General features: G+C 62.0%; 23 protein-coding genes. 11 read left to right on the forward strand and 12 right to left on the reverse strand.

What is annotated here, in order from left to right; genetic code table 11:
• Positions 1-185 precede the first annotated feature (185 nt).
• From A7D21_RS29870 to A7D21_RS29890, 5 genes are all read right to left on the reverse strand, one after another.
• A complete protein-coding gene (locus A7D21_RS29870) occupies positions 186-3,533 on the reverse strand; it encodes a hypothetical protein (RefSeq protein ID WP_069553387.1) in 3,348 nt (1,115 codons plus the stop codon).
• Positions 3,534-3,627: 94 nt separating this feature from the next.
• Positions 3,628-4,773, reverse strand: coding sequence for a MalY/PatB family protein (locus A7D21_RS29875; RefSeq protein WP_069553388.1), 1,146 nt, complete (start codon positions 4,771-4,773; stop codon positions 3,628-3,630).
• 59 nt (positions 4,774-4,832) lie between these two features.
• On the reverse strand, positions 4,833-5,426 hold the full coding sequence (locus A7D21_RS29880; RefSeq protein ID WP_069553389.1) for an FMN-dependent NADH-azoreductase: 594 nt from the start codon (positions 5,424-5,426) through the stop codon (positions 4,833-4,835).
• Positions 5,423-5,863: a GNAT family N-acetyltransferase gene (locus A7D21_RS29885; RefSeq protein ID WP_064452242.1), complete on the reverse strand. Its 441-nt coding sequence runs from the start codon at positions 5,861-5,863 to the stop codon at positions 5,423-5,425. The genes A7D21_RS29880 and A7D21_RS29885 overlap by 4 nt, the downstream gene beginning before the upstream one ends.
• Complete coding sequence (locus A7D21_RS29890) at positions 5,856-6,332, reverse strand: carboxymuconolactone decarboxylase family protein (RefSeq protein ID WP_053256248.1); 477 nt, start codon at positions 6,330-6,332, stop codon at positions 5,856-5,858. The genes A7D21_RS29885 and A7D21_RS29890 overlap by 8 nt, the downstream gene beginning before the upstream one ends.
• Before the next feature lie 131 nt (positions 6,333-6,463).
• Between A7D21_RS29890 and A7D21_RS29895 the strand changes: the two genes are divergently transcribed.
• Positions 6,464-7,885 carry a PLP-dependent aminotransferase family protein gene (locus tag A7D21_RS29895; RefSeq protein ID WP_069553404.1) on the forward strand — a complete coding sequence of 474 codons (1,422 nt, stop codon included), beginning with the start codon at positions 6,464-6,466 and terminating at the stop codon, positions 7,883-7,885.
• 52 nt (positions 7,886-7,937) lie between these two features.
• On the opposite strand, the gene A7D21_RS29900 is transcribed toward A7D21_RS29895, so the two are convergent.
• Positions 7,938-8,789: a LysR substrate-binding domain-containing protein gene (locus tag A7D21_RS29900; protein ID WP_371859240.1), complete on the reverse strand. Its 852-nt coding sequence runs from the start codon at positions 8,787-8,789 to the stop codon at positions 7,938-7,940.
• 243 nt (positions 8,790-9,032) lie between these two features.
• Here A7D21_RS29900 and A7D21_RS29905 point away from each other — a divergent pair, with 243 nt between their 5' ends.
• From A7D21_RS29905 to metC, 10 genes are all read left to right on the forward strand, one after another.
• Positions 9,033-9,854, forward strand: a complete 822-nt coding sequence (locus A7D21_RS29905) for a transporter substrate-binding domain-containing protein (protein WP_069553391.1) — start codon at positions 9,033-9,035, stop codon at positions 9,852-9,854.
• 1 nt (position 9,855) lies between these two features.
• Positions 9,856-10,662 carry a transporter substrate-binding domain-containing protein gene (locus tag A7D21_RS29910; RefSeq protein ID WP_069553392.1) on the forward strand — a complete coding sequence of 269 codons (807 nt, stop codon included), beginning with the start codon at positions 9,856-9,858 and terminating at the stop codon, positions 10,660-10,662.
• The gene (locus tag A7D21_RS29915; RefSeq protein ID WP_069553393.1) at positions 10,655-12,076 is read left to right on the forward strand and encodes an FAD-binding oxidoreductase; all 1,422 of its coding nucleotides are present in this window, start codon (positions 10,655-10,657) and stop codon (positions 12,074-12,076) included. The genes A7D21_RS29910 and A7D21_RS29915 overlap by 8 nt, the downstream gene beginning before the upstream one ends.
• Positions 12,073-13,275, forward strand: coding sequence for an aminotransferase class I/II-fold pyridoxal phosphate-dependent enzyme (locus A7D21_RS29920; RefSeq protein WP_069553394.1), 1,203 nt, complete (start codon positions 12,073-12,075; stop codon positions 13,273-13,275). Before A7D21_RS29915 ends, A7D21_RS29920 begins: the two co-directional genes overlap by 4 nt.
• On the forward strand, positions 13,272-13,997 hold the full coding sequence (locus A7D21_RS29925; RefSeq protein ID WP_064452249.1) for an amino acid ABC transporter permease: 726 nt from the start codon (positions 13,272-13,274) through the stop codon (positions 13,995-13,997). The genes A7D21_RS29920 and A7D21_RS29925 overlap by 4 nt, the downstream gene beginning before the upstream one ends.
• Positions 13,987-14,670, forward strand: a complete 684-nt coding sequence (locus tag A7D21_RS29930) for an amino acid ABC transporter permease (RefSeq protein WP_064452250.1) — start codon at positions 13,987-13,989, stop codon at positions 14,668-14,670. The genes A7D21_RS29925 and A7D21_RS29930 overlap by 11 nt, the downstream gene beginning before the upstream one ends.
• The gene (locus A7D21_RS29935; protein ID WP_069553395.1) at positions 14,657-15,481 is read left to right on the forward strand and encodes an amino acid ABC transporter ATP-binding protein; all 825 of its coding nucleotides are present in this window, start codon (positions 14,657-14,659) and stop codon (positions 15,479-15,481) included. Before A7D21_RS29930 ends, A7D21_RS29935 begins: the two co-directional genes overlap by 14 nt.
• Positions 15,482-15,497: 16 nt before the next feature.
• Positions 15,498-16,094: a cysteine dioxygenase gene (locus tag A7D21_RS29940; RefSeq protein ID WP_069553396.1), complete on the forward strand. Its 597-nt coding sequence runs from the start codon at positions 15,498-15,500 to the stop codon at positions 16,092-16,094.
• Between the two features lie 136 nt (positions 16,095-16,230).
• Positions 16,231-16,878, forward strand: a complete 648-nt coding sequence (locus tag A7D21_RS29945; protein WP_064452253.1) for a glutathione S-transferase family protein — start codon at positions 16,231-16,233, stop codon at positions 16,876-16,878.
• 27 nt (positions 16,879-16,905) lie between these two features.
• Positions 16,906-19,605, forward strand: coding sequence for a cystathionine beta-lyase (gene metC / locus A7D21_RS29950; RefSeq protein WP_069553397.1), 2,700 nt, complete (start codon positions 16,906-16,908; stop codon positions 19,603-19,605).
• Between the two features lie 40 nt (positions 19,606-19,645).
• Here metC and A7D21_RS29955 read toward each other — a convergent pair whose 3' ends face one another.
• The 6 genes from A7D21_RS29955 to A7D21_RS29980 form a co-directional block, all read right to left on the reverse strand.
• Complete coding sequence (locus tag A7D21_RS29955) at positions 19,646-20,722, reverse strand: nucleoside hydrolase (RefSeq protein WP_069553398.1); 1,077 nt, start codon at positions 20,720-20,722, stop codon at positions 19,646-19,648.
• A 28-nt stretch (positions 20,723-20,750) separates the two neighbouring features.
• A complete protein-coding gene (locus tag A7D21_RS29960) occupies positions 20,751-22,061 on the reverse strand; it encodes an MFS transporter (protein ID WP_069553399.1) in 1,311 nt (436 codons plus the stop codon).
• Between the two features lie 235 nt (positions 22,062-22,296).
• Entirely contained in the window at positions 22,297-22,929 is a 633-nt protein-coding gene (locus A7D21_RS29965) for an N-carbamoylsarcosine amidohydrolase (RefSeq protein ID WP_069553400.1), read from the reverse strand.
• Positions 22,930-22,940: 11 nt separating this feature from the next.
• A complete protein-coding gene (locus A7D21_RS29970; protein WP_069553401.1) occupies positions 22,941-23,693 on the reverse strand; it encodes an Asp/Glu racemase in 753 nt (250 codons plus the stop codon).
• Between the two features lie 14 nt (positions 23,694-23,707).
• Positions 23,708-24,505: an alpha/beta fold hydrolase gene (locus A7D21_RS29975; RefSeq protein WP_053256243.1), complete on the reverse strand. Its 798-nt coding sequence runs from the start codon at positions 24,503-24,505 to the stop codon at positions 23,708-23,710.
• Positions 24,502-25,635, reverse strand: a complete 1,134-nt coding sequence (locus A7D21_RS29980) for an FAD-dependent monooxygenase (protein WP_053256242.1) — start codon at positions 25,633-25,635, stop codon at positions 24,502-24,504. Before A7D21_RS29980 ends, A7D21_RS29975 begins: the two co-directional genes overlap by 4 nt.
• Between the last annotated feature and the right edge of the window lie 36 nt (positions 25,636-25,671).

Below are 25,671 nucleotides of genomic sequence, written 5' to 3' on the forward strand. Positions count from 1 at the left end.
AACCCAAACAACGGATATGTACACAGCGCGCCCGCGACAACCACACCACCCAACCCGTAAAAAAACAGGTGTAGGTACCTATGCCGCAGTAGCGGTCTATTAGCCAGTCACATGGATGGTGAACGCGAAGCCGTCATCGCAGGCAAGCCAGCTCCCCCATGGAGAGAGGCCCGCCTGCCTGGCCGTTAGTTAAGGCGCGGGCCACCGCCGCCGGGTGAATGGGGTTGTGGTCGCTCCGGCGGCGCATCGCTCGGCAAGCTTTTCGGCGGTGTGTTCGGGTCTTCGTAGTGCTTGTGCAAGTCCCCGTCCAGTCGGTTACTCGAGGAGCCACCTTTTTGCGGGGTCGCGTCAAAGTGTTCCCACTCCGATTGCTGGAAGCGAAAAATACTGTCGTCGGTCGGCGTGTCGCGGCCTTTGTAGTGGTGGATTTCGTAATGGGCGTATTCGACCTTGTCAGCCCAGTTGTCCTGCAATAAACCGTCGCCGGCCAGGTCGCGGTACCAGTCGTTTTCTTTCTCGGTGGCTTTCTGTTTTTTGTTGTGGTCGACAAAGTAGCCGATGATCCCGCCGACCACCGCCAGCACCACTCCCACCAAAAACAGCGGCCCGGTCAATGCCGCCGCCGTGCCCGCGCCAAACAGGGCGGCGGCGCCGAGTACCCCGGCCGATGCGCCGAACGCACCGCCCGCCACTTGCAGGCCACCCGCGGCCTGGGCCAGCGGGTCTTTGCTGTCGACCCCACTCTTGATCGCCAAGGCGCCCAACACGATATCGGCAAAACCCCCGACGATATCCGTGGCCGGGCCCAGCACCTTGATCACCGAACCGGCAATCTTCGCCGACTTGGACGCGCCCAACTTGGCCGCACCTGCCGCCGCGAGGCCGTCATCCAGGTGAGTGGCCAGGCCTTCAGTGGCCTCGGTGACGGCTTTGTCGCCCTCGCCGAACATTGTCGAGATGCCGTCGTATTGGCTGTCAGGCACCGCATCGAGGGCACTGGTAATCTTGGCTTTGACGTCGCTTGGCAGCTCGTTGACGCGAAACTCGAAGTTAGGCTCCTGCAGCCCGTTCTTGCCCCAAATCTCCGGCAGGGTCTTGTCCAGGCCGAGGAAGTCCACCAGGCCGCCTTTGCCCAAGGTCTCGCCGATCTTGTCGCCCAGGCGCACAAAGTGGCTGGAACCGCCGGCAAAGCTCAGGAAGTCCTTGGCAATCGACATCCGCTGCGCCGGGGTTTCACCGAGCTTGCCGCCTTTGCCCACCAGTTGGTAAATCGCCGAAAACAGCGTCACGCCGGCGCCGAGGGAGCCAAGAATGCCCTTGCTGTTCAGGGTGTTGAAGACCTCGCCGAGCATGCCGCGATCGGCCACCGCGATATAGGGTTTGTTCAGTGCGCTTTTCAGGTCGGCTTCGCTGATGGAGCCGTTGTTCTTGTAAACCTCGCCCAACTCTTCCAGGGCCTTGGTCACGCCGGCCGACTTTTCCTTGCCCTGCAAGCCTTCGTTGAGGAACTTCTCCAGGGTTTCCTGGGTACGGCGCGGCAGGTCGAGCAGGGTGCCTTTCAAGACCCCCTTGAGCAGGCCGAACAGGTCCTTGGTGGCCAGTTCCTTGTTCTCGTCGGAGATCTTGCTCGGGTCCGAAAGGATCGCATTGAGGTCGGTGGTCAAACCATCGGCCTGGATATTCTGCGCCGCTTTGCTGGCCGCTTCCGGGTCGAACAGTGACAGCGAGGTGAGGGTGTCGCTCAGGTCTTTTTGTGCCTCGGAGGTTTTGCCCTGGTTTTGCAGATCCTTGAGGTACAGCACGTAATCCGGGTTGGACGTGAGGTCCAGCAGCTTCTGCTTGATCTCGTCCTTGTTCGACAGCTTGTTGATCGCGTCATCCATTTTCGACTTGTAGTCGGCCTGCACGGTCGGGTCTTTGAACAGTTCGCCGATCTGCTCTTGCACGGCCTTGCCGTCGATGATGTCGTGCATGTCGGCCGAGGTCAGTTCGGTCTGCTTGTCATCGAACTCGCGCCAGGTGGTGTTGAACGGGCGCTTGGATTCTTCGTAGCCGGTGATGCCGTGGCCATTCTGGTAGGCGGCCTGGGCTTCCAGGGCGCGGACCAGCTTGGCCCGCGGGTCATCCTTGGGAATCGAGCCGTCTTTGACGCCGGCGCGGTAGGTGTCGATCAGTTGGGTGGTGGCCAGTTCGCTGACGCTCAGGGTTGGCGACTTGTCGTCTTTTTCATCGGCGTGCACGCCGGTGTCCATGTTCAGCACATCCAGGTCACCGGCCTTGGGCAGGTTGTGCTGCGTGCGGGTGTCATCGACTGCACCGGCACTGAAGGCGTCCCACTTGGCCTTGACGTCGTCGTAGAGCTGCGGACTCAGCTCCTTGGAGACGATGACTTTGCCTTCGCTGGTCTCGTAGCGGATCAGGCCATCGCCCAATTCATCGGGCGAGCCGAAGGTGATGTCGGTGTTTTTCAGGAAGTCATTCGGCCCGGCCAGCTTGTAGCCTTCGCTTTCGCTGGTGTGGATTTTGTCCCAGGTGTCATGCGCGGTGGCGACGCTTTTGAACAGCTCGGGGCTGACATTCGAGGACACCACCACCTTGGTGCCGTCATGGAGTTCGTAGGTGAGGATGCTGTCTTTCTGGTCGTTGTTCCAACTGAACGTCTTGTAGTCATTCAGGCCCGGCACTGGCGTGTTGGCGTCGGCCAGTGTCGCGCCGTTATTCAGTTCGCCTTCCACCACGGCCTTCTTGCCCGGGTCGGTATAGACCTCGTGCAGGCCGGCCAGGTAGTCGAACAGCTTGGGGTTGTCATCACGGGCCACGACCATTTTCTGGCCGTTGCTTTCGAAGCGGATCAGCCCCGGGCCGACTTCATCGACCGGGCCGACGGTGGTGCCACTATACGGCGGCCACACTTCGTTATCGCTGGCGCGCTTGTAGCCGGCGTCTTCGCTGCTGGTGAGGCCGCTGAAACTCGCATAGTCGTCCTTGGCTTTCTGGAAGGCTTCGGGGTTGTCACGCTGGCTGATAACGACCTTGGTGCCGTCCTGGGTTTCATAGCGGATCACGCCGGGGCCGGTTTCATCAGGCGGGCCGAGGGATTTGTAATCGGCGAGTTTTTCCGGTGCCTTGCCGTCCGCGCCCAGGCTCTGGTAACCGGCGTTCTGGCTGGCAACCACACCGGAGAGGGACTTGAAGTCTGCGCTGACTTGCTTGAACAGGTCCAGGCTGTCGTGCTCGCTGACGATGACCTTCTTGCCGTCCTGGGTCTCGTAACGAATCAGCCCCGGGCCAACTTCATCCGGCGGGCCGATGGCCTTGTAGTCAGACAGCGCAGGTGGCGGCGTGGCGTCCTTGGCCGCCAGTGCGTAGCCTTGTTGCTTGCTGGCATCGAGCCCCGATGGCGTCTTGTCCTGGGACTCGACTTTTTTGCTTGCACTGTTTTTGAGTAGCACATGGAACGCTGCGGCTGACTTAAGCGGCGTACCGGGAAGGGATTTGGGGTCGGACAAACGATCAAGGGGCTGGGTCGCCATGCCATGGAACTCCTGCTGTTGCCGGTGGGACTGAAAGGCAAAAACAGTAACAGCAGGGGTTCGGCACTCGCTGCGAAACGTTGTGAATTGCGCCCTAACGGTGACGCAGTGCGTGCGCCATGCGTTGCAGGCCTTCTTCGAGCATCGCCCGTGGGCAGCCGAAGTTCAGGCGTACAAACTGCTGGCTGTCATCGCCGAATTCGATGCCTGCGCTCAAGCCGACCTTGGCCTGTTCGAGGAAGAACTGCTGCGGGTCGTCCAGGCCAAGCGCGCTGCAATCCAGCCAAGCCAGGAAGGTGCCTTGCGGGGCATGCATCACCACGCCGGGTAAACGGGTGTGCACGGCATCAAGCAGGTAGTCACGGTTGGCTTGCAGGTACTGCACCAGCGCGTCCAGCCAGTCGCTGCATTGGCTGTAGGCCGCGCGGGTGGCTTCAAGGCCCAGCGGGCTGACACTGTCGACCATGCCGCAGCGGGCATTATTGAAGCGCTCGCGCACCTCGGCGTTTTGCACCACGGCGAAGCAGGTCTTCAAACCAGCGACGTTGTAGGCCTTGCTCGCCGACATCAGGGTAATGGTGCGCTGGGCGATTTCAGGGCTGAGGCTGGCGGTCGGGATGTGGCGGCGGCCATCGAAACACAGTTCGGCATGGATTTCGTCGCTGATGATCAGCGCGCCGTTTTCCAGGCAGGCGTTGGCCACGGCGAGCAGTTCTTCGCGGGGGAAGACTTTGCCCATGGGGTTGTGCGGGTTGCTCAGCAACAGTGCACCGGCGCCGGTCAGTGCCTGGCGCATCGCGGGCATTGGCGTGATGTATTCGCCGTTGATCAGTTCGAACGGCACTTCGATACGCGGCAGGTTCCAGTGACCAGGCGCCAAGCGGATCGGCCGGTAATTGGGGGTTTGCAGCACCACAGGTTGGCCCGGTTGCACAAACGCATGCAGGGCCATATTGAAGCCGGGCTCGACGCCGGGCAGGAACAACAGCTCTTCAGGCTGCACGCGCCAGGCGTATTTGGCCCACAGGTCAGCGACGATGGCTTCGCGCACGTCCGGGCCGGCGACGCTGTAGCCAAGGATTTGCTGATCAAGGCGAGCATGCAGCGCGTGCAATATCGCGGGTGGCGCGGCGATATCCATGTCGGCGATCCACATCGGCAAGATGTCTTGCGGGTAGCGGCTCCACTTGGTGCTGCCGGTGCCGAGGCGGGGGTGGATAGTGTCGAAATCAAAGCTCATGGGCGGCTCGTATCAGAGAGGCAGGTGCAAGAATGGCGCTGATTCTAGCGCCATTAATTTTATAGGCCAGTGCTGATTGCCTGCGACAATTGTCGGTGTGCCTGTTCCACCGCCCGGGCGACCGCTTGTTCTCCGCGCACCATGGCGCCCAGGTAGACGAAATCCACGCTGTGGATGCCCACCGTCGACAGGATCGCGGTCAGATACGGTGTCAGGAAATCCGGCTCATGCCCCCTGCGTGAATTGCCGCAACTGACCAGCACAAACGTACGCCGATCCTTGAGTAACCCGACTTTTTCGAACTGTGCATTCACCGTGAAACTGCGATGAATACGCACCACATGGTCGATCCAGCCCTTGAGCGCCGCCGGCACGGTGAAATTGTGCACCGGGGTGCAGAGGATCAGCAGGTCACAGGCTTCCAGCTCGACGATCAACTGTTCCGACAACGCCGTCGCGTTGCCGCTTAAGCCGCCAGGCGTGGTGAGTGCATTCGCATACTCACGGGTCAGCGGCGGCAATGCCTGGCCGCCGTAATCGCGCTCGCTGACCTCGGCGCCCGGCACCACGTCATCCAGCAGCGCGCGGGCCAGCTTGAAGGTCTGCGCGGCCTTGCCGTGGGGGCTGAAGCTGAGTAACAGGGCGCGGGTCATTGGCTCAGGTCCTGGGAAAAATGCATGCCGCGCGGCAACAAGCCTTGACGGAAGTAGAAACGCTGGGCCAGGACCATATGCAAGCCGGTGTCCAACACCAGGTAGCGATAACCCCGGGTGCGGGTTTCTTCGCGCACCCGCTCGAGCAGTTGCTCGCCCAGGCGTCGACGTTGCAAAGCCGCATCGACCACCAGGTCATCGACATAGATAAACCGCCCGTAGAGGGTGTTTTCGGTCAGCCGGTAGCCGGCCAGGCCGATGACCCGGCCGTGCTCGCGCGCGGCCAGCAAGTGGTAGCCATTTTGGCGCTGGCGCTGGACTTGTTCCGCGAAGCTGATGGCGTCGGTCAGGTGCGGCCGCAGTTGCTGCATCAGCGCAAAGCTGGCGATGCAGTCGGCCTCGGTTTCCATCGGCGCGAATTCGACGTGCTCATTCATCGTTGAGGTGCTCCTGATGGGCCTTGACCGCCGTCGGCACTTTGCGAAAGCTGATGGCGACGCGGTTCAAAGCGTTCATCAGGGAAATGGCCAGGGTCAGGTCAGCGACTTCCTTCTCGCTGAACATTGCCGCCACGCTGACGTAATCCGCTTGCGGCACCTGGGTTTGCGCGACCTGGGTGACCACCTCGGCCCAGGCCAGGGCGGCACGTTCACGCGCGGTGAACAGCGGCAATGCTTCGTGCCAGGCCGCCAGTAGCATGATTTTTTCCAGGCTCACGCCTTGCTTGAGCAGGTCGCGGGAATGCGAGTCCAGGCAATAAGCGCAGCCGTTGAGTTGCGAGACCCGCAGGTACACCAGCTCAATCAATTCTTTCTCCAGGCCGCAGCCATGGATATAGCTGTGGACTGATCCCAGGGCTTTGTAACCTGCAGGGGCGGCTTTGGCGTAATCGAGACGGTGTTTCATGGGCGATCCTTGTTTGCGTAAGGGATGCGCCATTTTCGGTGGCGGCACGGCCGCTCAACAGGGGCATGATTGGACAAGTGGGTTGGGACATGATCAGACTCCGCTTTGTCATTCTGCCGAGCCTGTTTGCGATGTCGTCACTGCCCAAATACCAGGAAATCTACCGCCGCTTTCGTCTGGCCATTGATCAGGGTCAGCTTGGCCCGGGTGATCGCGTGCCGTCGGTGCGCAGCCTTGCGCTGGAACTCAAGGTGGCGCGGGGAACGGTGGAAGCGGCTTATCAACTGTTGGTCAGTGAGGGTTTCTTTGAGGCGCGGGGGCAGGCGGGCACCGTCATTTCCAGGGCATTGCCGCAGGTGGCGATGAAACCGCAGCCGGCCGCACTGCCGCAGGCCTCGGCAACCCCGGCGTTGCAAATGGGTCAGCCGGCGCTGGATGCGTTCCCGCGCAAACTGTGGGCGCGACTGGTCACCCGGCAGGTGCGCCGCACCGATGCCGACAGCCTGGGCATGGGCGACGTGCGTGGCGCCCAGGCGTTACGTGTGGCGATTGCCAGCTACCTGGCGTTGTACCGGGGCGTGGAATGTACGCCACAGCAGGTATTTGTGTGCTCAGGCTATGCGGGGTGCCTGACGCTGGTGTGCGATGCGCTGCAGATGGCGGGGCAGCGTTGCTGGTATGAAGACCCGGGTTATCTGCACGCACGGCAGTTGTTGATCCATCAAGGTGTTGAGCTGGTGCCGGTGCCGGTGGATCGGGATGGACTGGATGTCGGGCAGGGCATCCAGCGTGATCGGCAGGCGCGACTGGCGGTCGTGACCCCGGCCCATCAGAGCCCCCTGGGCGTGGCGTTGAGCTGGGCGCGGCGGCAGGCTTTGCTGGCCTGGGCGCAGGAGCAGGGCAGTTGGGTGGTAGAGGATGATTACGACAGTGAGTTTCGCTACCAGGGTCAGCCGTTGGCGGCGCTCAAGAGTCAGGATGTGCACGACCGGGTGATCCATGTCGGGAGCTTCAGCAAAATGCTGTTTCCGGGGTTGCGGCTGGGCTATCTGGTGGTGCCCGCGCAGTTGGTGGAGGCTTTCGAGCACAGCGCTCACGCGTTGCAACAGCGCAGTGCGCAGTTATTGCAGCTGACGGCGGCGGATTTTCTGGAACAGGGCCATTTCACCCGACACCTGAAAAAGATGCGCCTGTTGTATGCGCAGCGCCGAGGTTTTTTAGTGGAGGCGTTGCGCGTGCATTGCGCGGCGTTTTTGCGCGTGGATGAGCAAGCCGGGGGGATTAATCTGTTGGCGCGGTTGGTGGTTGCGGTGCCGGATCACGTTGTCGCCGAGGCAGCGAATCGCGAAGGCCTTGCCCTTCAAGCGTTGTCGCAATGGATGCTTGAACCGGGGCGCGAGCAAGGCTTGTTGATGGGCTTTACCAACGTCGTAACAGCGCAGCAGGCGACGGATGTGGCCCTGAAATTGTCCGGCATTCTACAGGCCTGCCTCAATCCAAAGAGGCGGGCGGGCTTGCTCGACAAAGCAGGGAACCCGTCGGGCCGCCCGTGACTGAAAGATCGCATCGCGAGCAAGCCCGCGGCCACATTTGTCGGTGTTCGGCTTATAAACCCTGGCTGGCGCGAATCAAGTCATACGCCTTGCGCGCAATCGGATTCGCTGTATTCGGCCGAATCCACAAGTAATAGGTCACCTCCGGCAGTCGCGGCAACCCATCCGTTTCCCCGAGCACGCGCATATCCGGCCCCAACATCTCCATGCTGCGCGGCGTTACGCCCAGGCCTGCGCGGGTTGCGGCCTTGATGCCGATCAGGTTCGACGCCAGGTACGCCTGCCGCCAGGGAATATTTGCCCGTTCCAACGCCTCCAGCGCGTAGCGCCGGTAGATGCTCGGCTCATCCACCAGAATCAACGGCAGCGGTTCACCGGGCTGGTGAATGTACTGCGCCGAACAAATCCACCACACCGGCGAGGTGCGCAACGCAACCCCCTCAAGATTCGGGTCGGAGCGGGTGGAAATCACCATGTCGACCTTGCCCCGGTGCAGGTCATCCATCAAAAACGGGCTGCGCCCCACGTCGATCTCCAGGCGCAGTCGCGGGGCCGAGCGGGCGATGTGGCTCAGGATGGGCGGCAGGATGGTGTCGGCGATGTCGTGGGGCGAACCGATGCGCAGCACCCCGCTCAAGCTGCTTTCGCGCAGGGAGTTCAACGCGTCATCATTCAGCGAGAGCATCTGCCGCGCATGGCGCAACAGTTGCAAACCCGGCTCGGTCAGTTGTTTTTGGCGGCCGCGCTTTTCGAACAGGCTCACGCCCACTTGCTGCTCCAGGCGCTGCATGTGCTGGGTCACGGACGATTGGGTACGCGCCAGGTGCGTGCCGGCTTCGGCAAAGCTGTGGTGATCGACCACGGCGATAAATGTGCGCAGGAGCTCTAAATCAAGGGTCGACATGGCCATTTCCAAGGGCGGTTTTATATCAAGGGTGTGAAGTTAAACATTACATATTTTAATGTGTTGTCGGGCATGTTTTTTAAAAAGACCAATAAATAATGGGTTATGCCTGAATGAAAGGCGGTGCTTACACCGCAAGTTATAACGATATGAGATATTTGCATTTCCGTTGCCACCGCACTCTCCCTAGCATGCCCCTCCATCAGGTCGGGGTACGCCGACCATTCGCCAGGGGGAAGTCCAATGATGTTCAAGAAATGGTTGCCGGTGGCCCTGGGATCGATGATCGCCTTGGGCGCCAGTGCGGCGGCCCAGGCCGATGCGACACTGGACAAAATCGAGCAGCGCCATGTGCTGGTGGTCGGCGTGTTGTTGTCCGGCGGGCCGTTCGGCAGCATTGATCCCGCCACTCAGAAGCCCAAGGGCTTGAATGTGGACCTGGCTAACGAACTCGGGCGTCAGCTCAAGGCCGATGTGCAATTGGTGCCGGTGTTGCCCGCCAACCGCGTGCAGTTTCTGCAGCAAGGCAAGGTTGACCTGCTGATTGCCAATATGGAATGGACCGCCGAGCGCGGCGAAATCCTTGGCTTTGTGCCAACGCCGTTCTATCGCGTCGGCGGCACTGCGGCGGTGCTCAAAGACAGCAAGATCACCCGTTGGGAAGACCTTAGTGGCCAACCCGTGTGCACCTCTCAAGGCAGCAGCTACGTCAAGCCGCTGACCGAGTTCGGCGCCCAGATCAAGGCGTTCAAGAGCTCGTCCGAATCGCTGCTGGCCCTGCGCGGCAACAACTGCGTCGCGGCGGTGCATGACTCCACCCTGATCAACCCACTGATCAACGACAGCGCCGAATGGAAGGACTACCGTGCCCTCAGCCCGGAGCTCAACCCGGCGCCGTCGGTGATCTGGACCCGTCGCGGCGAAGGCGACACCCAGGCCAGGCTCGACCCGATCGTCAAGGAACTGCACCGCAGCGGCTGGCTGATTGAAGCCCAGACGCGCAACCGCATCAGCCCGGCGTCGCCAGCGCTGGTGGAGTTGCAACAACAGTTCAAGGGCGCTTGAGATGAATCTGAAAACCCTGACCGCACTCGGCCTGGCCCTGTGCGCCGGCTTCGCCCACGCCGATGCCACCCTCGACAAAATCCAGCAACGCCACGCCATCAGCGTCGGCGTGATCCTCAGCGGCCCGCCGTTCGGCACTCTCGACCCCAAGACCGGCGAGCACCTGGGCTACAACGTCGAACTGGCCAAGGGCATTGGCCAGGCGCTGGGCGTGGAGACCAGGACGGTCTCGGTACTGGCGCCCAACCGCGTGCAGTTCCTGCAACAGGGCAAGGTCGACATCTTGATCGCCAATATGCAATTCACCGAAGAGCGTGCCGACATCCTCGACTACGTGCCCACACCGTACGAGGAAGTCGGCGGTGCGGCGTTGATTCGCAAGGGCGCCGGCATCACGCAATGGGCCGACCTCAAGGACAAGCCGGTGTGCGTGTCCCAGGGCAGCAACTTCATCAAGCCGCTGCAGGAAACCTACGGTGCGCAGATCAAGGCGTTCCGCAGCCAGTCCGAATCGTTGTTGTCGATGCGCGGCAACGGTTGCGTGGCCGCCGTACACGTCAGTCCGACCATGCATGCGCTGCTCAATGAAGCCGAATGGGACGGTTACGAAATCCCCTTGCCGGGTGATTTGATCCCGTCGAAGTCGGTGATCTGGATTCGCAAGGGCGAACACGACACCCAGGCCAAGCTCGATGCCATCGTGCGTGACTGGCATAAAACCGGATTTCTGATTGCCCTCGGCGAGCGCACCGGTATGGCGCCGTCCCAGGCCCTGCGGAATTTGCACGAGCAGTACAGCCATGAGTGAAGCGCTTTTTGCCACCTTGCAACAACTGCTCGGCGCGCCCCATGTGCAAACCAGCGAAGAAGCGGCGCCGTACCTCATTGACAAGCAAGGGCGCTACACCGGCCAGGTAATCGCGGCAGTGCACCCGGCCAATACCGATGAAGTGGCGGCGGTGGTGCGTGCCTGCGTGGCCTTGAGCGCGCCCATCGTGGTGCAGGGCGGCAACACCGGTCTGATGGCCGGCGCCACGCCGGACGCCAGCGGGCGCTCGGTGTTGCTGTTGCTCGACCGCATGGACCGCGTACGCACTGTCGATACCGACAACGACACCCTCACGGTGGAAGCCGGCTGCATCCTGCAGAACATCCAGGACGTGGCGCGCGATGCCGATCGCTTGTTCCCGTTGAGCCTCGGCGCCGAAGGCAGTTGCACCATCGGCGGCAACCTCGGCACCAATGCCGGCGGCACAGCGGTATTGCGTTACGGCAATACCCGCGAGCTGACCCTGGGCCTGGAGGTGGTGACTGCCGAAGGCGAGATCTGGCATGGCCTGCGCGGTTTGCGCAAGGACAACACCGGCTACGACCTGCGTGATTTGTACATCGGCAGCGAAGGTACGCTGGGGATTATCACGGCCGCCACCTTAAAGCTGTTCCCGCTGCCGAAAGCCCAGGCTACGGCGCTATTAGCCTTTGATGAACTGGCCCAAGCGGTGGCGTTTTTGTCCCATGCCCGCGCTGGCTTTGGCGCCAACCTGACGGCCTTTGAACTGCTGACCGCTGATTGCCTTGCGTTGTTGCGCGAACAATTTCCGGACGGTCCGCAGCCTTTTAAAACGGCGAGCCAGCCCTGGTTTGCGTTGATTGAACTCTCGGATAACCACGGCGAAAGCCACGCCCGCGAGGCCTTCGAGCGGGTGCTCGGCGATGCCTTCGAGCAGCAACTGCTCAGTGACGCCTTGATCGCCGAGAGCCTGGCGCAAAGCGAGGCGCTGTGGCTGCTGCGCGAGAACATGAGCGAGGCGCAGAAGCGCGCCGGGCGCAACATGAAGCACGATATCTCGGTGCCGATTTCCCAGGTTGTGGCCTTCGTTGCCCACACCGACGCGCTGCTGCAACAGCATTTCCCCGGCGTGCGCAACTTCACCTTCGGCCACCTGGGCGACGGCAACCTGCATTACAACGTGGCACACCCATTGGATTCGACGGTGGACGCACACATGGCTCACTACGCCGAGTTAAGCGCGTTGGTGCATGACAGCGCCCATGCCCACGGCGGCTCGATCAGTGCCGAGCATGGCATCGGTCAGCGCAAGGTCGGCCTGCTCAGCCGCTACAAGAGCCCGGTGGAGCTGGACCTGATGCGCCGCATCAAGCAGGCGCTCGACCCGCTCAACCTGCTCAACCCGGGCAAAGTCCTTGAGGTGCAGCCATGACCGTACGTTTGTCCAAACGCGTGCAGCGCGTGTCGCTGTCGGCCAACGCCGCGGCCAAATCCCGCGCCACCGAATTGCGTGACACTGGCCGCGATATCCTCGACCTCACCACCGGCGAGCCGGATTTCGACACCCCGGAACACATCAAGCAAGCCGCCTACACCGCCATCGCGGCGGGCGCCACCAAGTACACGCCGACGCCGGGCGTAAAGGCGCTGCGCCTGGCTGTGCAACGCAAACTGGCCGGGGAAAATCACCTGGACTACCCACTGGCGTCCATCGTGATTGCCAACGGCGCCAAGCAAATCATCTTCAATGCTTTCGCCGCCACCTTGGATGAAGGCGATCAAGTGTTGGTGCCGACGCCTTACTGGCCGTCGTTTCCGGACAGCGTGCGCTTCAACGGCGGCGAACCGGTGTTCATCGAATGTGGGCTGGAGCAGGGCTGCAAGTTGCTCCCGGCCGAGTTGCAACAACACATCACTGAGCGCACGCGCTGGTTGATTCTGAATGGCCCGGGCAACCCCAGCGGCGCGATCTACAGCGACACCGAATTGCAGGCGTTGGCCGAGGTGCTGCGTCGCCATCCCCAGGTGCTGATCCTGCTGGATGAACTGTACGAGCACATCCGCTTCGATGGTCGCCCGGCCCAGAGTCTGCTGAACGTCGCGCCGGACCTGCAGGACCGTTGCCTGCTGGTCGGCGGTGTGTCCAAGACCTACGCCATGACTGGCTGGCGCATCGGCTTCGGTGCCGGGCCGAAAACCCTGACCGATGCGATGGCTGTGGTGCAATCCCAATCCACCTCCGGCGCATCATCGGTAGGGCAGGCGGCGGCGTTGGCCGCTTACAGCGGCGGGTTGGATTTCCTCGCTGAGCAGGTCGCGGCTTACCAGTTGCGGCGAGACATTTTGGTCACGGCCCTTAACGGTGTCGAGGGCCTGGAAGTCCTTGAGCCTCAGGGCGGCTTCTTTGTATTCGTGCGTTGCGCCGGGCTGCTGGGGCGCCGCCGCCCGGACGGCCAGCGCGTGGACAACGACGGCGATGTGGTCGCCTGGCTGCTGGAGGAGGGTGTAGCCGGTGTGGCGGGCAGTGCCTATGGCTTGTCGCCGTGGTTTCGCTTATCCATCGCCACGGCGACCGACAGCGTGGCCGAGGCCGGGCGGCGTATCGCGGCAGCCTGCGGAAAGTTGCGATGATGGAGCTTTTCGTCCATTGGGCCGCAGGCTTTGGCCTGAACTACACCTTCCTGCTGGACGCCTACCAGCGCGGCAGCCTGGTACAAGGCGCGCTGACCACCGGCCTGTTGTGCCTGTTCACGATCATAGGCAGCCTGCTGGCGGGTATCAGCCTGGCGGCGATGCTCACCTGCGGCAACCCGTGGCTGGCCAAGCCGGCGCGGGTGTTTGTCGAGGTCACGCGCAATACGCCGACGCTGGTGCAGCTGTATTGCGCGTTCCTGGTGCTGAACATGTTGCTGACCCAGGCGGTCGGCGCGGCCAACCCGCTGACGCCGTTTGCCTGGGTGGTGATTGTGATCTCCCTGCACAAAGGCGCGTTCCATGCCGAGGCCTTGCGCGCCGGGATCGAAGCGGTGCCCGCCGTCACACTTGAAGCAGCCAGTTCCCTGGCGTTCAGCAGCCGTCAATTGCTTTGGAATGTGCAGTTGCCCCTGGCGGTGCGCTTTGCCTTGCCGTCGCTGATCAACAACCTGATCGACCTGGTGAAGATGACCGCCGTGGCCTCCGCGATCGCGGTGGGCGACATCACCTACGCCGCGATCATGATCTGGACCCAGAGCGACAACGTGCTGGAACTGATGATCCTGATCCTGAGTTTCTTCGGCCTGCTGAGTTTTATCGTCAATTGTGTGGGGCGCTGGCTGGAAGCGCGCCTGAGGATGCCCGGCTATGGCCATTGATTCATTTCCGGTGCTGTCGGCGTTGTGGCAGTGGTCACCGGCGCTGGTGGCGGGCTTCGGCCAGAACATCCTGATCAGCCTGTTGGCGATTGCCATCGGCTCGTTGCTCGGCCTGTTGATCGGTGCGCTGGCGTTATCGCCGGTGGGGATTGTTGCGCGACTGTGGGTGCAGGTGTTTCGCAATGCGCCGTGGCTGGTGCTGATCTATTTCACCACCTACGTGTTCCCGTTCGAAATTCATATTGGCAGCAGTTACGTGTCGTTTCCCGACTGGGTCAAGGTCACCATCGGCCTGGCCTTGCCGGCGAGTGCCAACGTCGCGGAGATCTTCCGGGGTGCCATCGGTTCGATTCCCAGCACCCAGTGGGAAGCCGCACGCTCGCTGGCGTTTACCCGCGGGCAGTTGTTCCGTTCGATCATCCTGCCGCAGTGCTTTAAGCGCATGCTGCCGCCGTGGATGAACCTGTATGCGGTGGTCACCATGGGCACGGCGCTGGCGTCACTGGTGGGTGTGCATGACGTGATCGACACCGCGCAGATCGCCAGCAATACCGTGAACCTGACCGGTTTTACCGTGGTGATCTACCTGAGCCTGCTGGTGTTGTTCTTCGCCTATTGCTACCCGATTTCCCGTCTCACCCAACACCTGGAGCGCCGTTATGCCTTCTATTGAACCCCTGGTGAGCCTGCGGGATATCCACCTGTCATTCGGCAGCAACCCGGTGCTCAAGGGCATCGACCTGGAGGTGCACCGGGGTCAAGCGGTCTCCATTATCGGCCCGTCGGGTTCGGGTAAGTCCACCATTCTGCGTTGCATTACGGGGTTGTTGCAGCCGCAGCGCGGCACCATTCGTGTGGGTGACACCCGTGTGGACACCCTGACGCAGGAAACCCAGCGTATCGAGTTGCGCAAGCGCGTCGGCTTTGTGTTCCAGCAATACAACCTGTTCCCGCATTTATCCGTTTTGGAAAACCTGGTGATTGCGCCGCGCAAAGTGTTGGGCCGCAACCGTGCAGACGCCGAGAAAGACGCACGAGCGCTGTTGGCCAAAGTGCGCATGGAGCACAAGGCCGACGCCTATCCGGGCCAGTTGTCCGGCGGCCAGCAGCAGCGCGTGGCGATTGCCCGTGCCCTGGCAATGCGCCCGGAGCTGATCCTGTTCGATGAAGTGACCTCGGCGCTGGACCCGGAAACCGTCGGTGAAGTGCTGACGGTGATCCGCGAGCTGACCGAAGAGGGCATGACCTGCGTGCTGGTCACCCATGAAATGCGCTTCGCCGAAGAGATCAGTGACTTGGTGTACTTCACTGAAAACGGCGTGATTGTCGAGCACGGCAGCGCAGCCCATATTTTCCAGAACCCGAGCAGCGAACGCACCCAGACGTTCCTGCGTCATGCCCTGGGCGATTCGGGGCGCCGTGGCCCCATCGCCCACGACCCGTACCTGTTGACCAATTTGAGCCGTTACAGCCTGTCAGTCTGATAAGAGGAATACCGTCATGAGTAGCGTAAACCGTGCCGCCGTTATCGAGGCGTTTTTGCAGCAGATTCGCGTCATCAACCAGCGCGGCGTAGACCGTGCGGCCCTGGTGGAAATCGTCAGCCTGCTGGAAAACCTGGCTGAGCGTCGCGACCTGTTCAACTTCGACGAATTTCCCGCGCCGGTGCCAGGGCAGGGCAGCACAGCGTTTCGCTATCGTTTGAATGACGACGGTGACACCCCGACGCTGTACCTCAACTCGCTGTTGCCAGGCAAAAGCACGATCGCGCATAACCACGAGACCTGGGCAATCATCAGTGCGATCGAAGGCCAGGAAATCAATTACGTCTACGCGCGCAATGACGAGGGCCGTGAGCCGGGGTTCACCACCCTGACCCTTGAGAAAGAAGTGATTGTGCAGCCGGGCACGTCGATCTCGTTTCTCGGTGCAGACCTGCACGGTATTCGTGTCGAAGGCGAGCAGGCGACCTTGCATTTCCACCTCTACGGCTTGCCGCTGGAATCGCTGAACGGCCGGTACGGCGTGGAAGCTGACGGTCGCATCCTCAATTACAACGCCTCGCAGATGGCGCCGTCGATCAAGGCCTATTTGTAAGCACGCCAACGATCAAATGCGGGCGGGGGCTTGCTCCCGAAAGCATCGGGTCAGACACATCAGCATCGCCTGATACACCGCATTCGCGAGCAAGCCCGCTCCCACATTGGGTGCAGCGTTCATCCCAGGGGTTTTTATGATTGATCTGTATTACTGGCCAACGGGCAACGGCCTCAAAGTCGGCATCCTGTTGGAAGAGTTGGGGCTTGAATACCGCCTGCTGCCGGTGAATATCCGCGAAGGCGAGCAAAAGCAGGCGAGCTTCCAGCGCATCAGCGCCAATGGGCGGATTCCGGCCATTGTCGACCATCGCACCGAAACGCCGCTGAGCCTGTTTGAGTCCGGGGCGATCCTCAATTACCTGGCTGACAGCGCCGGGCAATTCCTGCCGCCGGCCGGGAGTGCCGCGCGGCAAAAGGTGCAGGAATGGCTGTTCTGGCAGGTCGGGCATATCACCCCGTACCTGAGCCAGTTGCAGCTCTTCAAGGAGAAGGCGCCGGAGCCGATTCCGTTCGCCCTCGACCTGCTGAATGCCGAGGCCACGCGCCTCTATGGCGTGCTCGAACAGCGCCTGGCCGAGGTGCCGTATGTGGCCGGTGAATACTCGGTGGCGGATATGGCGATCTTTCCGTGGATTCAGCCGCTGCGCCAGGGCCAGGCATTGGCGGACTACCCACATATCCAGGCCTGGCGCCTGCGCATCAAAGCGCGACCGGCGGTGCAGCGGGCCTATGCCAAGGGACTCGAAGTGGCACCCGGCGAGCGCTCGTTGGCGTTGCAGTAACTCTTTTCTTAACTTGTTGGGACTTCCATGAGCCAGACCATCACCCCACGTCAACTGCAGCAATGGCTGTTCGACGGGCAGGAAATCGCCGTATTCGACGTGCGCGAACACGGGCAATACGGCGAAGCCCACCTGTTCCACGGGGTGAACCTGCCCTATAGCCGCCTGGAGCTGGACGTGCGCCGGCTGGCGCCGAACCCCCAGGTGCGTCTGGTGATTTACGACCAGGACGGCGGTGAGGTAGCGGCGCGCACGGCAGAGCGTTTACACGCCCTGGGCTACAGCGGTGTGCAGGTGCTCGAAGGCGGCGCCGATGGCTGGCAAGCGGCGGGTTTGCAGCTGTTTGCGGGGGTGCACGTGCCGTCCAAGGCCTTTGGCGAATTGGTCGAAGAGGCCAGCCACACACCCTATGTCACCGCGCGGCAATTGGCCGAGTGGCAGGCGCGTGGCGAGCCTCTTGTGGTGCTGGACGGTCGGCCGTTTGATGAATACCGCAAGATGACTATTCCCGGCTCCATCTGCTGCCCGAACGGGGAATTGGGCTACCGTGTGCATGACCTGGTGCCCGATGAGCGCACGCCAATCGTGATCAACTGCGCCGGGCGTACCCGCAGCATTATCGGCGCGCAGACGTTGATCAACCTGGGGCTGAAGAACCCGATCTACGCCTTGGAAAACGGCACGCAGGGTTGGTACCTGGAAGACTTTGCCCTGGAACACGGCAGCACCCGGCGTTACGCCGATCAGGTCAGCACCGACCTGGCCCAACAACGCCAGGCCGCTCGGCAGCTGGCTGAGCGGGCAGGGGTGGTCAGTGTGTCGGCGGATCAGGTCCGGCAATGGGCGGATGACGCGCAGCGCAGCCTGTTCTTGTGTGACGTACGCACTGCCGAAGAATTTGCCCTCGGCAGCTTGCCGGGCGCGCAACACACGCCGGGCGGGCAATTGATCCAGTCCACCGACTTGTACATCGGCGTGCGCCACGCGCGCATTGTGCTGGTGGACAGCGACGGCGTGCGCGCGCCGATTGTTGCCAGTTGGCTGCGCCAGTTGGGGCATGAGGCTTACGTGCTGAGCGGGGGTATCGACAGTGGCCTGGTGCTGCCGCTTGTGCAGCCGGTGGCGTACCAGCCGTTGCCGTTGATCAGCGCCCAGGCGCTGGCGTTGGCGTTAAACAATGTGAACCTGATCGATCTGCGGCCGAGCATGGTGTACCGCAAAGGGCATATTGCGGGTTCGCAATGGTCGATTCGTTCACTGTTGAAGACTGATCATCGACCTTTAGTGCTGGTCGCGGATGATCCCGCCTTGGCGGCATTCGCAGCCGCCGGCTTGCCTGCAAGGCTGCTCGACGGCGGCTTCAGTGCCTGGGCGGCTGCCGGCCTGCCGGTTAACGCAGACCCGCAAACCCCGCGCGATGCACAGTGCATCGACTTCCTGTTTTTCACCCACGACCGCCACAGCGGCAACAAGGATGCCGCCCGCCAATACCTGGCCTGGGAAATCGGCCTGTTGGCGCAGATGAGCGAAGCGGAAATCGCCAGCCTCAAGCCCCTGGCGCCGCCGTCGCGCGTGCGTACTCGGCTGATCCACGCCGCGCGTACCGAAAAGGGCCATGGCGCTCGTGCGGTGAATGTGCCGGTCTCCCGTTTGAGCACTGTGCTGTTTGATAACCTCGCACAGATGCGCGACGCACGCGCTCGCCGCGACAGCGAGCGCGTGCTGAGCTACGGCGCGCGCGGCAACCCGACGTCGCATGCGCTGGAAGACCTGGTGACTGAGCTTGAGGGTGGCCATCGCACACGGCTTTACGGCACCGGCCTGGCGGCAGCGGCGCAGGTGTTTCTGGCTTATCTGCGTCCTGGCGATCATGTGTTGATCACTGACGCGGTGTATTCCCCGGTGCGCAAACTGGCCCGTGAGTTCCTGCAGCCGTTCGGTATTGACGTTAGCTACTTCTCGCCGGAGGGCGAGGGTTTGGAGGCGCAGTTGCAAGCCAATACCAAGCTGGTTTACGCCGAAGTGCCGGGCTCATTGCTGTATGAACTGTGTGACCTGCCGGCGATTGCGGCGCTGTGCAAACCGCGTGGCATCCTGTTGGCGGTCGATAACACCTGGGGCTCGGGCTACCTGTATCGGCCGCTGGCATTGGGCGCGGACATTTCGATCATGGCCCTGACCAAATACCTGGGCGGCCACAGCGATGTGATGATGGGCAGTGTGTGCACCACCGAGGCAGCCTGGCCGGCGCTGGGCAAAATGAGCGACACCTTCGGCAACGCGGTGAGCGCCGACGATGCCTACCTGATTCTGCGCGGCGCACGCACGTTGGCTTCGCGCCTGGATGTGCATGAGCGCCAGGCTGTGGACATTGCTCATTGGTTGCAGGCGCAACCGCAGGTCAAGCGGGTGTTCCATCCTGCATTGCCGGAGCACCCGGGCCATGCGTTGTGGCGTCGGGATTTCAGCGGCAGCAATGGTTTGTTGTCGTTTGAATTGGCGAACCCAGACCCGGCTTGTATCGAGCGTTTTATCGACGGCTTGCAACTGTTCGGCTTGGGCGCGTCGTGGGGCGGTTATGAAAGCCTGGTCACCGTGGCCAATACCCAGGACCGGGACAGTGCGGCGGATCGCGGGCTTAACCCGGTGGTGCGCCTGCATATCGGCCTGGAAGATGTGGCGGCATTGATTGAGGATTTGCAGCGCGGGTTTGCACTTGCAGGCTGAGTGATGATCGCTCCCACGCCAGGTGGGAGCGATCCGCCGGTCAGCGTTTGACCGGGGTTGGCAATGTCACGAGGTTGACGTAGCCGTCCCAGAACTTCTGCTGATCGACGCCAAACACCACGTTGGCTTTCTGCGTACCGACCGGTGCGCCTTTTTTGTAGCCCAGTGCACGGCCGTAGTCGGCGCCGAAGGTCGCGTCTACGTCCACCCATAACTCGCGGGATTCGGTGACGATTTGCGGGTTGACCAGGAACAGTGCGGGCAAACTGTCCCAGGTAAAGCTGTGGTAGCTCGGGTCTTTGTCGAACAGCGGCCCGAACTCGTGCTGGTAGAGGTCGGCAATCGCGCCTTTCTGGGCAATCACGCGCTGGTAAACCGATTTGTCGAAGGTGACTTTCTCGCACACATCATTCGGGAAAATCACGTGTTCGATCGGTGAGCGCAACACGATCTTCGCGGCCTCCGGGTCGAACCACCAGTTGAATTCCGCCGCCGGCGTGGTGTTGCCCGGGATCTCCAGGGCGCCGCCCATGTACACGATGCGCTTGATCAGCGGCACGATGTCCGGCGCCGAGCGAATCGCCAGGGCGACGTTGGTCAACGGGCCGACGGCGAGAATGGTCACCTGGTGCGGGTTGGCCCGCACGCTTTGCACGATGAACTGCGCGGCGGTCTCGCTGCGCAGTTGGGTGTGAGTGGCCAGGCCATCCGGTGGCGCGATCAGTTGCGAGGGCGAGGTAGGGCGCGGGTGTTTGAACGCCCCCGGCCAGCCGGCGCCAAACAACGCTTTCTCGGCCTCGTAGGTGGCGTAGTCATGCAGCAGCGGGTAGGCGGCGCCCGAGTAGACGCCCACCTCTTTTTCCACGCCCATGCGTTCCACGGCCTTGAGGGCATCGACTTGCTCCTGGTCGACCCAGGCATTACCGCTGACCAGGGTCATGCCCAGCAGGTCGATGCGTTTTTGCGCATGCAACTGGGCAAGCATGATAAAGGCCTGGCCGTCATCGTTGAGCACGTTGAAGTCGGTGTCGAAAATGACTTTTTCGGCCGCCTGCGCAGTGCCGGTACACAGGCCGACGGCGACAAACAGCGCACAGCTTTTAAGGAAAGCTTGCATGGTGATTCATCCGCAAGAATTGTTGTTGTTAACGGTTCACCAGTTTCGCCGGCAAGGCGATGACCAGGAAGCTGCTGAGGATCAGGCAGCCGGCGAAGAACCACAAGGCGCCGGCGCTGCTGCCTGTGACGTCGATCGCCACGCCCATCAACGAGTTGCTCACCAGGCCGGCGATATTCGCCAGCGAGCACGCCAGGGCGAAACCGGTAGCCGCCGCCGTGCCTTTGAGAAAGGTCGCCGGCAGGCTGAAAAACACCGGTACGGCGCCGATGATCGCGGCCGAGGCGATGGCGAACAACAGCACCGTCGCAACCACGTTGTGGGTGAAGAATGTGCTGGTGGCCATCGCTGCTGCGCCGATGAGGAACGGCACGATGATGTGCCAGCGGCGTTCACGGTGTTTGTCCGAGCTGGCGCCGATCAGCAGCATGCCGAGCAAGGCCGCCACACTCGGCAATGCGGTGAGTATGCCGATATGGAAAGTATCGGTAATGCCCGCATTGCGGATGAATGTCGGCATCCAGAACCCCATGGCATAGGCGCTGAGCAGGATCGAAAAGTCGATACCGCCGAGCATCCACACTTTGAGGTTGAAGAACCCATCGCGGAAGCTGTGCTTGCTGCCGCTTGCGTCGGCGTCGTCCTTGCGCAGTTCGCTTTCAAGCAAGGCCTTTTCCTCGTCCGACAGCCATTTGGCTTGCTGGAAGCTGTTAGGCAGCGCCCAGAAGGTCAGCACGCCGAGCAACACACTGGGCACCGCTTCAATCAGGAACAGCCACTGCCAGCCACGCAACCCGCCCATGTTGTCGAAGTGGCCCATGATCCAGCCGGACAGCGGGCCGCCGATCACGCTGGACAGCGGCAGGCCGATCATGAACAGCGCGATGATGCGCCCGCGTCGATGGGTGGGGAACCAGGTGGTGAGGTAATACAGCACGCCGGGCAAAAAGCCCGCTTCGGCGGCGCCGAGCAGAAAGCGCAGGATGTAGAACTGGGTGGTGGAGGTGACCAGCATGGTGCAGGCCGAGAGCAGGCCCCAGGTGATCATGATGCGCGCGATCCAGAGCTTCGCGCCGACCCGTTCCAGGATCAGGTTGCTCGGCACTTCAAAGAGGATGTAGCCGACGAAGAACAAGCCGGCGCCGAGGCCAAACGCGGTTTCGCTGAAGTGCAGCTGGTCGAGCATCTGCAACTTGGCGAAGCCGATGTTGATGCGGTCGAGGTAGGCGGCCAGGTAGCAGAAACACAGGAACGGAATCAGCTTCCAGGTGATCTTGTGGTAAAGCGTGGTAACGGGGTCGGCGACCGTGGTCGCGGGCGCTGCATTCGCAATGGGCATTGGGGTGTCTCCCGGCGGTGGCTTATGGTTTTTATACAGCCGCTTTTGTTCGAGCACTTCGGAGTGCTGTAAAAGCGACTTCCAAAGGCAGTGTCAGAAGACTGAGGTATTTTTGGTTGGGCATTCACCTCGGGCGAGCTCCCACAGGGATCGGCTCCCATTAGGTGAATGCATTTCCAGGCCGGACCTCAGTTTTTTCAAGACCACGCTCTATGGCGCAGTTCTTAATAACGTCTTATTGCTCCCTGAACTTGCGCATCGCCTCCTGCTTGCTCACCACGTCGCCATACTTGCTGTCGATATCAAACAAGTTGGCTTCGTGGGGTGCGGGGTGTCGGTCGCCGACGCATTCGCGCACGACGATGGTGCGAAACCCGTGTTGCACCGCATCCACTGCGGTGGCACGAATGCAGCCGCTCGTGGAACAGCCGGCCAGCACCACGGTGTCGATGCCTTGGGCGTGCAGCATCGGGGCCAGGCTGCTGCCGAAAAATGCACTGGCGTATTGCTTGGTGATCACCACTTCATCGGCCCGGGGCAAGACCTCGGGGCAGAACGCCGCGAGTGGGTTGCCGTCGACCATGTCCTTCATCACCGGGGCTTTCTTGACCCAGATACCGCCGTCGGCGAAGTGGCCGGGATGGTAGCGGATATTGGTGTGCACCACCGCAATCCCGTGCTTGCGGGCAGTGGCCAACAGTTCGACGCTTTCAGTCACGGCAATTGCAACCTCGGGGGCGTATAGCGGCGCGCCTTCGGTGGTGTAGCCCTGCATGAAGTCGATCATCAGCAGCGCGGCTTTTTTGCCGAAGCCAATGCGGTTGCCCCATACGCCCTGGTAGTTGGCGTCGGCGGATTGTTCGCTCATCGCAAAACTCCTCAATACGCGCCGGAGAGCAGGGCGCCGGCCCCTGGAACGATCGGCTCCAGGTTGAGCGCCTTGAGCATGGCGTAGGTGGTGGCGATGGCGGCGGTGAGCACCGGTTTGCCGGTTTGCGCCTCGACCTTGGCCACCACCGGCAGCGACTGCATCTGCACGCAGGCCGAGAGCACGATCACGTCGACGCCTTGCAGGTTCATACCCGCGACGATGGCCGGCAGGTTGGCCGGGTCGTGGCGCGCCACGTCGAGGTTGTCGGGGATCTCCAGGGCGCGCCAGTCGACCACGTCAAAGCCTTCTTCGCGGATGTAGTTCACCACCAGCTCGGTCAGCGGCTTCATGTACGGCGCGACAATCGCGATGCGCTTGGCGCCCATGACTTTCAGGCCTTCGATCAGCGCACCGGCGCTGGTGATGACCGGGGCGTTGGCATCGTTATCCGCCGTGGCCTTGCGCAGGCGCTGCTCGGCGTTGCGGTGATAACCGAGCCCCATGGCCATGATCGCCACCAGGCAGGCGTAACCCAGCACGTCGACCTTGGCATCGGACAGTTCAACGGCGCAACGGTCGGATTCGCCGTCCATCGCCGCCAGTTCTTCTTTGCGCACTTGCTTCATGCGCATGCGGCTGGAGTGAAAGGTAAAGCGCTCGGGGCGAATCGCCTGGCGCGCGGTGAGCATCGCCGGGATCTCGGTTTCCATGGTGGTGTTGGAACTCGGCACGATCTGGCCGATGCGGTAAGGCTTCTGCATGGTGGTCTCCATTCTTATTGTGTGAGGAAGTCGCCGAGGGCGTGGAAGAAACCCTCGAGGTCATCCCACGGAATCATGTGCCCGGCGTTGGGTACGCGGGCGACCTGGATGGCCGGTTGCAGGTCCTGGATTTCGGCGACGTCTTCGTCGAGGATCACCCCGCCGCGTCCGGCCACCATCAACAGGGCAGGGGCCTTGAGGTGGGGCAGGTCCTGGTGGAAGTCCACCGTGTGAAAGTCATTGAAGGCGCGCACGATGGCGGGTTCATAGCAGGTGTGCAGCCATTCGGCGCGCAGCTGCAGTTGCTCTTGCGTCCAGGTGGCGCAGAAAGCGCGCATCGCCTCGGCATCCATTCCAAGCAGGGATTGGCGGATCGAATCGACGTACCACGGCAGTTTGCTCGGGTATTCACGCCGACCGGGGCCAGACACCGGCGGGTCGATCAGCACCACGCGGTTTACGCCCTGGGGATGTTTGACGGCACTGCGCACGGCAAAGCGCGCGCCCATGGAATGGCCGACCAAGTGGTAGCGGTCGAGGTTCAGCGCATCGGCAAACGCACCGATATCCTCGGCGCAGGTGTCCGCGCTGTAATCCAGCTCGGGGCCGGTGGACGACAGGCCGCGTCCGCGTACATCCAGCACATAGGTGTCGAACTGCGCGCCCAGGCGCTGCGCGACAAACCCCCAGGTAATCGCCGGGCTGGTGATGCCCGGGATCAGGATCAGCGCCGGGCCTTTGCCGCCGTAACGCAAGTAGTGCTGGCGAATGCCATTGGCCTGGACGTTGCCGCCATACAGAAAGGTGCTCACGCGGCCACCCCCGACTTCAGTTCCTGGGCGTACAGGTCATAGCCGTAGACCCAGGCCGGGTCTTCCTGGGCGCGCAGCCAGGTGTTGGCGTTGGACACCGCCTGCACGCGGGACGCGCGTTCCTTGCGGTTGGCTTCATACAGCTCGAACGCCGTGCGGTAGTCGCTGATTCCGGTTTCCTGCAGGCAGCGCGTGAGCATGGCGGCATCTTCGATGGCCATTCCGGCGCCCTGGGCCATGTGCGGCTTCATCGGGTGGCAGGCGTCCCCCAGCAATACCAGGCGGCCACGGCTCCACAGCGGTAACGGGTTGCGGTTGCGCAGCGGCCACTTGGTCACGCTTTCGGTGGACTCGATCAGTGCCTGCACAGTGGGGTGATAGCCCTTGAAGGCAGCAAACATCTCTTCGCGGCTGCTGTCGACGAACGCGCCCTGGAAGTCCCATTCGGCATGGGGCACGCCGGTGACGTAGTAGTACTCGTCACGTTTGCCGGTGGTGTAATAGACCATCATGTGACGGTCTTCGGTCCACCACTTGATGCAGTCTTCGAACCTGAGGTCGTACTTGGCCAGTTGGTCGCCACGGATCAGCGCGCGGTGCGCCACCCAGCCGCTGTACAGCGGTTTTTCCACGCCGAGCAGTTCTTCGCGAATCTTCGAATTGATGCCGTCGGCGCCGATCACGATGTCGGCGTAGGTCACTTCACCGTCGGCAAAGGTCAGGCGCACCTGGGTGTCGGTTTCCTCGAGGGTTTCCAGGCGTTTGTTGAAATGCAGCGTGCCGGGTTTGAGGGTGGACATTTGCAAGGCGTGCAGGTCGCCACGGTGCACGGTGATGTAGGAAGCACCGTAGCCAGTGAGGGGAATGCGCGAGAGGTAATCGCCGGTTTCGCCGCAACGGCTGAACCAGTGCTCGGGGTGTGAGCCCATCAGGTCCAGCTGTTGTTCGATGCCCATGCGGCGAAAGATTTTCATGATGTTGGGGCCCATGTGGATCCCCGCGCCCAACCGGGAAAACGCTGGCGCCTGCTCGTAGATGTCGACGTCAAAACCGGCTTGCTGCAACAGGGTGGCCGCTGCGGCGCCGCCCAGGCCGGCACCGACGATAGCGATTTTTTGTGTGCTTCCCATGGGGCGTGATCCTCTCTCTTGGTGATTTCCGGCGGC

It is taken from the genome of Pseudomonas sp. AP19, from assembly GCF_001728855.1.
Taxonomy (GTDB): Bacteria; Pseudomonadota; Gammaproteobacteria; order Pseudomonadales; family Pseudomonadaceae; genus Aquipseudomonas; species Aquipseudomonas fluorescens.

Coding starts and splice junctions, on each gene's coding strand:
- A7D21_RS29930 (WP_064452250.1), top strand. CDS start 13,987: ATGGCCATTGATTCATTTCCGGTGCTGTCGGCGTTGTGGCAGTGGTCA.
- A7D21_RS29980 (WP_053256242.1), bottom strand. CDS start 25,635: ATGGGAAGCACACAAAAAATCGCTATCGTCGGTGCCGGCCTGGGCGGC.
- A7D21_RS29965 (WP_069553400.1), bottom strand. CDS start 22,929: ATGAGCGAACAATCCGCCGACGCCAACTACCAGGGCGTATGGGGCAAC.
- A7D21_RS29900 (WP_371859240.1), bottom strand. CDS start 8,789: ATGTCGACCCTTGATTTAGAGCTCCTGCGCACATTTATCGCCGTGGTC.
- A7D21_RS29955 (WP_069553398.1), bottom strand. CDS start 20,722: ATGCAAGCTTTCCTTAAAAGCTGTGCGCTGTTTGTCGCCGTCGGCCTG.
- A7D21_RS29915 (WP_069553393.1), top strand. CDS start 10,655: ATGAGTGAAGCGCTTTTTGCCACCTTGCAACAACTGCTCGGCGCGCCC.
- A7D21_RS29875 (WP_069553388.1), bottom strand. CDS start 4,773: ATGAGCTTTGATTTCGACACTATCCACCCCCGCCTCGGCACCGGCAGC.
- A7D21_RS29910 (WP_069553392.1), top strand. CDS start 9,856: ATGAATCTGAAAACCCTGACCGCACTCGGCCTGGCCCTGTGCGCCGGC.
- A7D21_RS29880 (WP_069553389.1), bottom strand. CDS start 5,426: ATGACCCGCGCCCTGTTACTCAGCTTCAGCCCCCACGGCAAGGCCGCG.
- A7D21_RS29895 (WP_069553404.1), top strand. CDS start 6,464: ATGTCGTCACTGCCCAAATACCAGGAAATCTACCGCCGCTTTCGTCTG.
- A7D21_RS29945 (WP_064452253.1), top strand. CDS start 16,231: ATGATTGATCTGTATTACTGGCCAACGGGCAACGGCCTCAAAGTCGGC.
- A7D21_RS29925 (WP_064452249.1), top strand. CDS start 13,272: ATGATGGAGCTTTTCGTCCATTGGGCCGCAGGCTTTGGCCTGAACTAC.
- A7D21_RS29870 (WP_069553387.1), bottom strand. CDS start 3,533: ATGGCGACCCAGCCCCTTGATCGTTTGTCCGACCCCAAATCCCTTCCC.
- A7D21_RS29960 (WP_069553399.1), bottom strand. CDS start 22,061: ATGCCCATTGCGAATGCAGCGCCCGCGACCACGGTCGCCGACCCCGTT.
- A7D21_RS29920 (WP_069553394.1), top strand. CDS start 12,073: ATGACCGTACGTTTGTCCAAACGCGTGCAGCGCGTGTCGCTGTCGGCC.
- A7D21_RS29890 (WP_053256248.1), bottom strand. CDS start 6,332: ATGAAACACCGTCTCGATTACGCCAAAGCCGCCCCTGCAGGTTACAAA.
- A7D21_RS29935 (WP_069553395.1), top strand. CDS start 14,657: ATGCCTTCTATTGAACCCCTGGTGAGCCTGCGGGATATCCACCTGTCA.
- metC (WP_069553397.1), top strand. CDS start 16,906: ATGAGCCAGACCATCACCCCACGTCAACTGCAGCAATGGCTGTTCGAC.
- A7D21_RS29940 (WP_069553396.1), top strand. CDS start 15,498: ATGAGTAGCGTAAACCGTGCCGCCGTTATCGAGGCGTTTTTGCAGCAG.
- A7D21_RS29885 (WP_064452242.1), bottom strand. CDS start 5,863: ATGAATGAGCACGTCGAATTCGCGCCGATGGAAACCGAGGCCGACTGC.
- A7D21_RS29905 (WP_069553391.1), top strand. CDS start 9,033: ATGATGTTCAAGAAATGGTTGCCGGTGGCCCTGGGATCGATGATCGCC.
- A7D21_RS29970 (WP_069553401.1), bottom strand. CDS start 23,693: ATGCAGAAGCCTTACCGCATCGGCCAGATCGTGCCGAGTTCCAACACC.